Origin of the sequence: Acidithiobacillus sp. (assembly GCF_023255755.1) — a bacterium.
Classification (GTDB): Bacteria; Pseudomonadota; Gammaproteobacteria; order Acidithiobacillales; family Acidithiobacillaceae; genus Acidithiobacillus.
In genome coordinates, this window is the sequence record NZ_JAGDVS010000137.1 from 1 (window position 1) to 9,267 (window position 9,267).

Sequence of the window (9,267 nt, forward strand, 5' to 3'; positions counted from 1 at the left end):
TCTGGATGAGATTGGCGATATGCCCCTCTCCTTACAGGTCAAACTGTTGCGTGCCTTGCAGGAGCGAGTGATCCGCCCTGTCGGCTCCACCGAGAGCATCGCCGTGGATGTGCGGATCATCTCCGCCAGTCACCGGGATTTGGAGCAGGAGATGGCTGCCCGGCGTTTCCGGGATGATCTCTACTATCGCCTTTGCGTGGTGACTCTGGAGTTGCCTGCCCTGGCTGAGCGTCCCGAGGATATCCCGCTGCTGGCCGAGTTTTTTTTACGCGATACAGCGGCCAAGAATCGCAAGGATGTCCGCGGTATCGCGCCGGAGGCCATGGAACTGCTGGTGGGGGCGCCGTGGCCAGGTAACGTCCGGCAACTGGCCAACGTCATTGAACAGGCGGTGGTGCTGTCTACTACCCCGCGAATCGGTGCGCCCCTCATCCGTCACGCCCTGCGCGACAAAGAGGGTGAAGTCATGCCCCTGGCTGACGCCAAAGGCCGTTTCGAGATGAATTATCTGATCCAGATTATGCGCATGACCCGGGGCAACGTGAGTCAGGCTGCACAATTGGCGCAGCGTAACCGGACGGAGTTTTATCGCCTGCTGCGTCGTTACCACCTGGACCCTGCTGCCTTCAAAGAAACGGGTAGCGATGAAGACGAAGCGGAAGTATAGTGAATAGCACGATGCGCTGAAGAATGAGCGATCAGCTTTTGGGCCATAGCCATCGGAAAAACCGCAGGTTCAGGCGGATGGTCGGGGCCGTATAGTTAAGAAGGACGTGCATCACCTTCTGGAGGCTCCGCATGAATATAGAATCCATCACCCTGGTGCGGCATGGCATGACGGAATGGGCAGATCGCGGTAAACATACCTCGGTGACCGAGGTGGCGTTGACGGCGGAGGGGCGCGCAGACGCGCAAGCGCTCTGGAAATCCTTTGTGGAACAGGGGCATTTTGATGGTATTTACTCCAGCCCTATGCTGCGCGCCCATCATACTGCCATTCTTGCGGGTTTCAGCGATCCGGAATTGCATCGGGGACTCTGTGAGTGGCGCTATGGTCGCTACGAGGGCATGACCACGGCCGAAATTCGCCAGGAAGATCCGGAATGGAGCGTCTTCCGTTGCGGCGGGCCGGGGGGGGAAAGCCCGGAAGCCGTCAGTGGTCGTTGCGATAAGCTGCTCAAGGAATGGGATGCGAAGGGCCACCGTCATGTGCTGTGTTTTGCCCATGGCCACATTTTGCGGGCGCTGGCTACTCGTTGGCTGGGGTTGGATCTGCGTTTTGGTGATCATCTGCACCTGGATCCGGGCAGTATTTCCTGCCTGGGTTGGGAGCATGAAGTCCCCGCCCTGCGTCTGTGGAATTACTGTCCGCAGCGCCCGGTTGTCGGACCGCGCGCTGGCTGACTCTGAAGTGGCTGTTCAGGACAGCAGAAAGGCTGGGGCGACTTGTGCGGCCTGCTGCATCCCTGCGTGGTAGTAATGAGTGCCGGTAAAGGCCTGAGCATCATCAGCACGGAAAGCATCCATGGCCAGGCCCTTGCGTCCCAGTGTCCCGCTCCACCAGCCGGAGGGATAGCAGAATTGCGGGAAGTACACGCTGTTCACTGCGTCAAAGCCCGCTTCCGTCATGCGCCGCTGGCACTGACGGATCAGGTCGGCATGTAACAGGGGAGATTCAGACTGAGCTACCAGCACGCCCTGATCTGCCAGTGCATGGTGACAAGCCGCGTAAAAGTCCGTGGCGAAAAGCCCTGCCGCCGGTCCGACTGGGTCGGTGGAGTCGACGATGATCACATCATAGCGTCCCGCCTCCGCCTCTTTGACCCAAGTGATGCCATCCGTAAAGTGAAAATGGGCGCGGGGGTCATTATTTTTCTCACAGAGTTCCGGGAAGAAACGCTCGGCAACGCGGGTGACCCGCTCATCCAGTTCAACCTGCACGGCTTCTTCCACTTCTCGATGGCGCAGTACCTCGCGCAGGGTGCCGCAGTCACCACCACCGATGATCAGTACCCGTTTGGGCCCCGGGTGGGTAAAGAGGGCCGGATGGCTCATCATTTCGTGATAGAGAAAGTTGTCGCGGTCGGTGACCATCACCAATCCGTCTAGCGTCATGAGGGTGCCGAACTGCTCGGTTTCGAAGATTTCAATGGTCTGATAAGGGCTCTGCTCGCGATGCAGCACTTCGCGGATTTTCAGGCTCAATGCTGCGCTGTGCTCTTCATAGCGCTCGGTGTACCACAGTTCTGTGCTCATAACCGCCTCTCTCGACGCTGGGGATGGTGGGGTGCTCGCTGGGGATTTTGCGGAAGAAACGCGCAAAAGAAAAGGGCAGACCGGTTACCCAGGTCCGCCCGTTACCGCTGTGAGTCATTTCAAGCGCAGAGAACCGGCTTGACGCGCAACTCATGGGCAGGAACGCCCATCATATCCACTTGCCCGCGCTTCATCTCCATGGTGGAGACTTGCCCGGCGCCAAAGGCTTCCTTGAGATAATTCAAGGCATCCTCGGGCTGGATGATATCGCCGCAGGTGAAAATATCCACCGCTGCGTAACCATATTCCGGCCAGGTGTGAATGGCCAGATGCGACTCGGCGACGATGACTGCGCCGCTCACCCCGTAGGGCGAGAAGTGGTGAAAAGTTTGCGTCACGATGGTGCAATTGGCACGCCGGGCGGCCTCGAGCATGGCATCTGTAACATAATCAACATCAGACAAGGTACTGCCGTCACAATGGTAAAAATCTGCGACGATTTGATGTCCCAATGAGCGCATAGGTGCCCCCCTTACCAAAGTTAATAAACGGTTAAGAAGTAGCTCCCGTGCACCCCCAGACAGTACTTGGTTTTATGCCCTACCTTGCTGGAACGATGCCTTGCTCCAAGTCTCTTAAGGACTGACCCCCTTAGTAACTGCTTTCGGTGCCGTGGAAACAGACGACGAACTATACACTTATGCGCTGAGGATGCAAGGGTTTTTAGCAGGTAACGAGGTATGATTTTCATCGTTTCTGCGCGGCGTTCTGGCCCCATGCTGACCGTTCGGTTTATACTGTGCGCCATGATTGCAAAAGCAGAGAGTGCCCATGGCCGCTGAGGCCCTTGTCGAACTGGAAAACGTGCACTTTTCCCGGGGACCGCACCCGGTCTTGGCGGGGGTGGATATGCGTATTCCCCATGGGGCTATCGTCTCCCTCATGGGTGCGAGCGGTGGCGGCAAGACGACCATGCTGAATCTGATGGCCGGCACACTGGCACCACAGTCCGGCCGCATACGGGTGGCAGGGCAGGATCTGCACGCGCTGGATTTTGAGGACCTGTATCGTTTGCGCCGCCGCATGGGCATGCTTTTTCAGCACAGCGCCCTGTTTACCGATTTTAGCGCCTTTGAGAATGTTGCTTTTCCTCTGCGCCGCCATTTTCGGCTGAACGAGAGTATCTTGCGTAAGCTGGTATTGATGAAGCTGGAGGCGGTGGGATTGCGGGGTGCGGCTGGATTGATGCCCGCCGAGCTCTCCGGCGGCATGGCTCGGCGGGTGGCGCTGGCCCGTGCGGTGGTGATGGATCCGATGCTGATTTTTTACGATGAGCCTTTCACCGGCTTGGACCCCATCAGTGTGGGAATTATCGCGACTCTGATCCGCCGCCTCAATGATGCCTTGGGCGCGACCAGTATTCTCGTCAGTCACGATGTGCAGGAGACTTTTTCTATCGCGGATTATGGTTATATCCTCGCGGGCGGCAAAATCATTGCGGAAGGTTCGCCAGAAGCCTTGCGGGCCAGTGATTCAGAACTGGCCAGGCAGTTTCTCAGTGGGCAGCCGGATGGGCCGGTGCCCTTTCATTACCCAGCGAGAGATAATTACGTCACGGCTTTGACGGGTTCGGCGGCTGCGGGTGAGGTGATTTAGGCCATGGCCTTTCTGGACTTTGTGCCGAACCTGGGGCGGCAGGTATTGCTGACGATCCCCAACCTGGGGGCCGCGGCCCGTTTTCTGCTGCGGAGTTTGGTGGCGGTGATCAACCGCCATTTCAGCATTCAACAACTGCTCAAGCAGGTGTATGGCTTTGGGGTGCGGTCGCTGCTCCTGATGATAGTCGCCGCTTTCTTCACGGGTATGGTGCTGGGTTTTCAGGGGTATTACGCGCTGGTGCGCTTTGGCGCCACTTCGGCACTGGGCACCCTGGTCGCCCTGTCGCTCCTGCGCGAGCTGGGGCCGGTGCTGACGGCGCTGCTTTTCGCCGGGCGGGCTGGATCGGCGCTGACCGCCGAAATCAGTTCCATGAAGGCGACGGAGCAGTTAAACGCCATGGAAATGATGGCGGTCAACCCATTTGCCTGGGTCGTGGCGCCCCGCCTCTGGGCGGGGATCATCGTCGTGCCTATACTCTGCGCTATTTTTGATCTGGTCGGCATCTTTGGCGGATACCTCATCTCGGTGCCGGTTCTGGGCGTGGATGGCGGCACTTTTTGGGCGCAGATGCAGTCCAATGTGACGTTTTCCGGTGATATCCTGACTGGTCTGTTCAAAGCCCTTTGCTTTGGGCTGGTGGTGACCTGGATCGCCGCCTGGCAGGGTTACGCGGCACAGCCGACTGCGGAAGGCGTGGGTAACGCCACGACGCGCAGCGTGGTGACGGCATCGCTGGCGGTGCTGGGTCTCGATTTCATTCTCACGGCTTTCTTGTTCACCTAAGGGGTAGACGGCGCATGGAAAAACGGGCGATAGACTGGTGGGTGGGCATCTTTGTGCTCCTCGGCATCGCTGCTTTGGTGGTGCTGGCACTGCGCGTAGGGAACCTCTCCGGCTTTGCCTACAACGACGGTTACGTACTGCATGCGGATTTTACCAATGTGGGCAGTCTCAAGGTGCGCAGCCCGGTCAGACTGGGTGGAGTCACGATCGGTGAGGTGACCCACATTGGCATGGACCCCAAGACCTTCATGGCGAATGTGACCATGCGTATCGAACCGAAGGTGAAATTGCCGACGGATACGGGTGCGTCCATTTACACCGAGGGGTTGCTGGGCGAGCAATATGTGGCCGTTCAGCCGGGTGGAATGCCGCAGGATCTGAAGCCGGGCGGTACCATTACCATGACGCAAAGCGCGGTCAATATTGATCAGCTAATCGGCCAGATGGTCTTCGATAAGGCCTCGGGTAGCAAATAGGGAGGATTCGGTATGCGTCAAATTTCTTTGATTTCGGTGGCGTTTTTTATGCTGGTCTGGACGTTACCTGCCGCGGCAGAAGACACCCAGGGGGCGGTAGCGGTGGTTCAGCAGCTTACCAATAGTGTACTCAAGGTGCTGCGCTCCAATGACGGCAAGCCGATCACGCCAGCCGTGAAGAAAGAGGTAGCGGATATTGTCTTGCCGCACATGGATTTCACCACCATGTCGCAATACGTGATGGCACGGTACTGGCGGCAGATGGACGCGGCCCAGCAGCAGGAGTTTGTGGTGCTGTTCAAAGATTTGCTAGTGCGTACCTACAGTAATTCACTCAATCATTATCACGGACAGACGGTGAAAATCACGGGCAGCCAGCAGATCTCCCAGAATCCGCCAGTGGCACAAGTGAACATGGTTATTCGTCAGAACGGTGGTGGTCCAGATGTTCCGGTGATTTATGCCCTGCTCTACACCAACAACTCCTGGCGGATTTACAACACCTATATTGACGGGGTCAGCATGGTGCTGAATTACCGACAGAGCTTTGGCCAGATCGTCGCGAGCCGCGGAATTCCCGCTCTGCTCCAGGATATGAAGGCCAAGGATGGCATGGGCAGCGCGCCAGGCAAAACGGCGGCGGCCGCTTGAGCGCAGCGACCTCCTGGGAGCGACGGATGATTGACGGTGCTCCTTGGCTGTTTCTGCAAGGGGACTGGCGGGTGGCACCACTGGATAAGGTGCTGCGGTCCTTTGCATGGGCGAAAGACGGACAGGATTGCGCAGAAATTTCCGTCGTGGAGCTAGAAGCTGCGGATAGCGCGACGCTTGCCGTGTTGATGGAGTGGGTACAGCAGGCCAGGCAGCGTGGAACTGCGCTACGTATTCATGGGGCGTCTTCCAAGCTGCAAGAATTGGCGAGTTTGTATCGTCTGCAGGATATTTTGCCGCTGTGCCATGACTGATTCCTTGGCCATTCACATCGCCGGGTTGCGCAAAGCCTATGGCAGCGGCCATCTGGCCTTGGCTGGCGTAGATCTGGATGTGCATGCCGGAGAGTTTTTTGGTCTGCTGGGTCCCAATGGAGCGGGGAAATCTTCGCTGATCAATATCCTGGCCGGGACTGTGCGCCGTTCGAGCGGGGTGGCAGAAATCTTCGGCTTTGATGTGGAGCGGGATTTTCGCCGGAGTCGTCAGTTGCTGGGGGTCGTGCCCCAGGAGTTGGCTTATGACCCCTTTTTTACCGTGCGGGAGTTTCTGCGCATGCAATCCGGCTATTTTGGCCTGCGTCATAATGATGACTGGCTTGATGAGCTGATGGCGGAGCTGGATCTGACGGACAAGGCCAATGCCAATTTGCGCGCTTTATCCGGCGGCATGAAGCGGCGGGTGCTTATCGCCCAGGCTTTGGTGCACAGGCCCCCGGTGGTGGTGCTGGATGAGCCGACCGCTGGAGTGGATGTGGAACTACGTCAGGGCCTCTGGCGTTTTATGCGGCGCTACAATGAAGAGGGCCATACGGTCATTCTCACCACCCATTATCTGGAAGAGGCCGAGGAACTCTGTCAGCGGATCGCCATTCTCCAGCAGGGGCGAATCGTTGCTTTGGACAGCAAGGATGAATTGCTGCGTGCTTCCAGTTGGCGGGTGCTGACGGTGACCTTCGATGGCGATCCAGGGACGCTTCCTCCTGAATTGGCGGAACTGGTGACGGGTGCCGCAGAAAATACCCGGGTACTCAGGATCGATGCGCAGAGAAACCCGTTGGGGAACATCCTGGCACAGTTGCAAGCACTGCCCGCCCAGATCCTCGATTTGCACCTGCAGGAGCCGCGCCTGGAAGATGCCTTTACGGACATCCTCGGACAAGGGCGTTAAGCTTGGCGGACCACTTGCGTCTTGATCTTTTTCTCAAGACGTCACGCCTGATCAAGCGCCGCAGCCTGGCCAAAGAAATCTGTGATGCCGGGTGTGTGCAGATCAATGGTCGGTTGGCTAAGGCGGGGGCGCTGGTGCAGGTGGGTGACGCGCTGACCATCGATATTCGCGATCGACTGATGCGGGTGCGGGTCTTGCGTATTCCGCAGCGGATTGAAGGACCGGAAGGGATGGTGGAAGTGCTGCCCGAGGAGGCTGGGGAATGATCACAGAGCCACGTTTGTTGCTGACGGTGGGAGAACCCGCAGGCATCGGCCCGGATATTTGCCTGCAATTGGCCAGCCACGCCTTGCCCTCCGGGGTCCTGCTCATTGGCGACCTGCACTGTCTGCGCAGCCGCGCCCTGACTCTGGGTTTATCGCTGCGACTGGAGCCCTGGCAGGAGGGCAATCCCTGGCCAGCGCCGGGAAACGGTGTGTTGTACGTGCTGGACGTGCCCCTGGCTCAGCCTTGTCGCCCCGGCCGTCTGGATGTGGCTAATGCACCGGCGGTACTGGCTACCCTGGATAAAGCGATGCACCTGTTACGGGCAGGCGCTGCGGATGCGCTGGTAACGGCTCCGGTGCACAAGGGCATCATCAACGACGCGGGGATTCCCTTTACTGGGCATACAGAATATCTCGCGGAAGCCTGTGGCAGTCCGGAGGTGGTCATGCTGCTGGCTGGTCGCGGCCTGCGGGTAGCGCTGGCGACGACTCATCTGCCTTTAGCCCAAGTGGCGGCAGCCATTACCCCGGAAGGGTTGGAGGGTACGCTGCGCATCCTGCACCGGGCCATGCGCGAAGACTTCGCCCTTTCGGCACCCCGTATTCTGGTCGCTGGTCTGAATCCCCATGCCGGGGAGGGCGGGCACCTGGGGCATGAGGAACAGGATATCATCGCGCCAGTGATAGCAGCCTTGCAGGGAGAGGGGCTGCGGGTCAGCGGTCCGTGGCCGGCCGACACCCTGTTTACCCCTCGCCTGCTGGAAGATGCCGATGCGGTGCTGGCGATGTATCACGACCAGGGGCTGCCGGTGCTGAAGTACCATGCCTTTGGTGAGGCGGTAAATATTACTTTGGGTTTGCCCATCGTGCGCACCAGTGTGGACCATGGCACGGCGCTGGACGTGGCGGGCACCGGCCGGGCAGAAGGAGGCAGCCTGCTTCGGGCATTGGATACTGCTGCGGAAATCGTCCGTAACCGGCGCCTCGCAGGCTGCTGATGCCTGCCGCAGGTCGGTCTGCATACTCAAAAAATGCGGTTGCGTCCTTCCGGCACCTGGGCGACCAGGAACTCCATCTGATCGGCGAGAATGCGCCGATTACTGAGCAGCAGATACTCGGCCCAGGTCGGGGTGAAGGGCACCGCGAGCAGCGGCATGCGCGCCTCGTCGGGGGTGCGGTTGTCCTTGCGGCTGTTGCAACTGCGGCAGGCAGTCACCACGTTGGTCCAGATATCCCTGCCCCTGCGCGAGATGGGAATGATATGGTCACGGGTGAGTTCGCGGAGAGGGAAATGTTTGCCACAGTACATGCAGAGGTGATGATCGCGATGGAACAAGGTCTGATTGGACAGGGCCGGGGGTCGAATTTTGCCCTGATGGCGACCGCGGACGGCGATGACCGGATGAATGTCGAGTTGCGAGAGGACACCACTGCGGCGGCAGATGCCGCCGTGGGCGGTAAAGAAAGGATTCCCCAGTGTCCAGGCAACATTGCCCCGGACATAATGGGCCGCGGCTTCTTCCCAGGTTTCCCAGGCCATGGGACGACCACCGACGTCAAGGCGCAGCACGAGGTGCATAGACTTTCCGTTTCGCATCGCCTGCTGGAGGCGTCGACCGAATATAGCATGAAGGTGCGCTAATGTTGCAAGAGGGGCGCCTGCCGCGTGCAAAAAAGCGTTTCGGACAGAATTTTCTGGTTCAGCCGCAGATCGTTGAGCGTATTGTGGCAGCTATTCGCCCCGTGCCGGGCGATCAACTGGTGGAAATCGGGCCGGGGCCGGGGGCGCTGACCAGGGCTCTGCTGCGCCTCTTGCCGCAGTTGACGGTGGTAGAGCTGGATCGGGATATGATTGCCGGTTTACGCGCGCTCGCGCCGCCGGAGCAGCTACAGGTCATGCAGGCCGATGCGCTGGAGGTCGACTTCGCGGCACTGGCTGGCGCCGGGAA

General features: G+C 59.1%; 14 protein-coding genes. 11 read left to right on the plus strand and 3 right to left on the minus strand.

Translation table 11 applies throughout. From position 1 onward, the window contains the following. Both Q0C48_RS09465 and Q0C48_RS09470 read left to right on the plus strand, forming a co-directional pair. Positions 1 to 667, plus strand: a 667-nt coding sequence (locus Q0C48_RS09465) for a sigma 54-interacting transcriptional regulator (RefSeq protein WP_291523740.1), incomplete at its 5' end; no start/stop codon positions are given. Positions 668 to 798: 131 nt separating this feature from the next. After that, complete coding sequence (locus tag Q0C48_RS09470) at positions 799 to 1,404, plus strand: histidine phosphatase family protein (RefSeq protein ID WP_291523742.1); 606 nt, start codon at positions 799 to 801, stop codon at positions 1,402 to 1,404. A gap of 15 nt (positions 1,405 to 1,419) precedes the next feature. Here the strand turns inward: Q0C48_RS09470 and speE are convergent, their stop codons facing one another. Both speE and speD read right to left on the minus strand, forming a co-directional pair. After that, positions 1,420 to 2,256, minus strand: coding sequence for a polyamine aminopropyltransferase (speE, locus tag Q0C48_RS09475; protein WP_291523743.1), 837 nt, complete (start codon positions 2,254 to 2,256; stop codon positions 1,420 to 1,422). A gap of 119 nt (positions 2,257 to 2,375) precedes the next feature. Beyond that, positions 2,376 to 2,777 carry an adenosylmethionine decarboxylase gene (gene speD, locus Q0C48_RS09480; RefSeq protein WP_064218871.1) on the minus strand — a complete coding sequence of 134 codons (402 nt, stop codon included), beginning with the start codon at positions 2,775 to 2,777 and terminating at the stop codon, positions 2,376 to 2,378. 310 nt (positions 2,778 to 3,087) lie between these two features. Between speD and Q0C48_RS09485 the strand changes: the two genes are divergently transcribed. Genes Q0C48_RS09485 through pdxA form a run of 8 tightly spaced genes read left to right on the plus strand, consistent with a single transcriptional unit; the run spans position 3,088 to position 8,316 of the window. Then, entirely contained in the window at positions 3,088 to 3,912 is an 825-nt protein-coding gene (locus Q0C48_RS09485; RefSeq protein WP_291523747.1) for an ABC transporter ATP-binding protein, read from the plus strand. Positions 3,913 to 3,915: 3 nt separating this feature from the next. Continuing rightward, positions 3,916 to 4,698 (plus strand): lipid asymmetry maintenance ABC transporter permease subunit MlaE, encoded by a 783-nt coding sequence (mlaE, locus tag Q0C48_RS09490; protein WP_291523749.1) that lies wholly within the window; start codon positions 3,916 to 3,918, stop codon positions 4,696 to 4,698. 14 nt (positions 4,699 to 4,712) lie between these two features. Beyond that, positions 4,713 to 5,174: an outer membrane lipid asymmetry maintenance protein MlaD gene (mlaD, locus tag Q0C48_RS09495; protein ID WP_291523751.1), complete on the plus strand. Its 462-nt coding sequence runs from the start codon at positions 4,713 to 4,715 to the stop codon at positions 5,172 to 5,174. Positions 5,175 to 5,186: 12 nt separating this feature from the next. Continuing rightward, complete coding sequence (locus Q0C48_RS09500) at positions 5,187 to 5,825, plus strand: phospholipid-binding protein MlaC (RefSeq protein WP_291523753.1); 639 nt, start codon at positions 5,187 to 5,189, stop codon at positions 5,823 to 5,825. 26 nt (positions 5,826 to 5,851) lie between these two features. Next, positions 5,852 to 6,139 (plus strand): STAS domain-containing protein, encoded by a 288-nt coding sequence (locus Q0C48_RS09505; protein ID WP_291523755.1) that lies wholly within the window; start codon positions 5,852 to 5,854, stop codon positions 6,137 to 6,139. Continuing rightward, complete coding sequence (locus Q0C48_RS09510; RefSeq protein WP_291523757.1) at positions 6,132 to 7,052, plus strand: ABC transporter ATP-binding protein; 921 nt, start codon at positions 6,132 to 6,134, stop codon at positions 7,050 to 7,052. Before Q0C48_RS09505 ends, Q0C48_RS09510 begins: the two co-directional genes overlap by 8 nt. A gap of 2 nt (positions 7,053 to 7,054) precedes the next feature. After that, positions 7,055 to 7,318: a S4 domain-containing protein gene (locus Q0C48_RS09515; protein ID WP_291523759.1), complete on the plus strand. Its 264-nt coding sequence runs from the start codon at positions 7,055 to 7,057 to the stop codon at positions 7,316 to 7,318. Further along, positions 7,315 to 8,316 carry a 4-hydroxythreonine-4-phosphate dehydrogenase PdxA gene (gene pdxA / locus Q0C48_RS09520; RefSeq protein WP_291523761.1) on the plus strand — a complete coding sequence of 334 codons (1,002 nt, stop codon included), beginning with the start codon at positions 7,315 to 7,317 and terminating at the stop codon, positions 8,314 to 8,316. Before Q0C48_RS09515 ends, pdxA begins: the two co-directional genes overlap by 4 nt. A 26-nt stretch (positions 8,317 to 8,342) precedes the next feature. Here pdxA and Q0C48_RS09525 read toward each other — a convergent pair whose 3' ends face one another. Continuing rightward, entirely contained in the window at positions 8,343 to 8,897 is a 555-nt protein-coding gene (locus Q0C48_RS09525; RefSeq protein ID WP_291523763.1) for an HNH endonuclease, read from the minus strand. A gap of 62 nt (positions 8,898 to 8,959) precedes the next feature. On the opposite strand from Q0C48_RS09525, the gene Q0C48_RS09530 reads away from it, so the two are divergent. After that, the coding region (locus Q0C48_RS09530) for an rRNA adenine N-6-methyltransferase family protein (protein ID WP_291523765.1) at positions 8,960 to 9,267 on the plus strand (308 nt) is incomplete at its 3' end.

Coding starts and splice junctions, on each gene's coding strand:
- Q0C48_RS09510 (WP_291523757.1), top strand. CDS start 6,132: ATGACTGATTCCTTGGCCATTCACATCGCCGGGTTGCGCAAAGCCTAT.
- Q0C48_RS09470 (WP_291523742.1), top strand. CDS start 799: ATGAATATAGAATCCATCACCCTGGTGCGGCATGGCATGACGGAATGG.
- speD (WP_064218871.1), bottom strand. CDS start 2,777: ATGCGCTCATTGGGACATCAAATCGTCGCAGATTTTTACCATTGTGAC.
- pdxA (WP_291523761.1), top strand. CDS start 7,315: ATGATCACAGAGCCACGTTTGTTGCTGACGGTGGGAGAACCCGCAGGC.
- Q0C48_RS09485 (WP_291523747.1), top strand. CDS start 3,088: ATGGCCGCTGAGGCCCTTGTCGAACTGGAAAACGTGCACTTTTCCCGG.
- mlaD (WP_291523751.1), top strand. CDS start 4,713: ATGGAAAAACGGGCGATAGACTGGTGGGTGGGCATCTTTGTGCTCCTC.
- Q0C48_RS09500 (WP_291523753.1), top strand. CDS start 5,187: ATGCGTCAAATTTCTTTGATTTCGGTGGCGTTTTTTATGCTGGTCTGG.
- Q0C48_RS09525 (WP_291523763.1), bottom strand. CDS start 8,897: ATGCACCTCGTGCTGCGCCTTGACGTCGGTGGTCGTCCCATGGCCTGG.
- mlaE (WP_291523749.1), top strand. CDS start 3,916: ATGGCCTTTCTGGACTTTGTGCCGAACCTGGGGCGGCAGGTATTGCTG.
- Q0C48_RS09505 (WP_291523755.1), top strand. CDS start 5,852: ATGATTGACGGTGCTCCTTGGCTGTTTCTGCAAGGGGACTGGCGGGTG.
- speE (WP_291523743.1), bottom strand. CDS start 2,256: ATGAGCACAGAACTGTGGTACACCGAGCGCTATGAAGAGCACAGCGCA.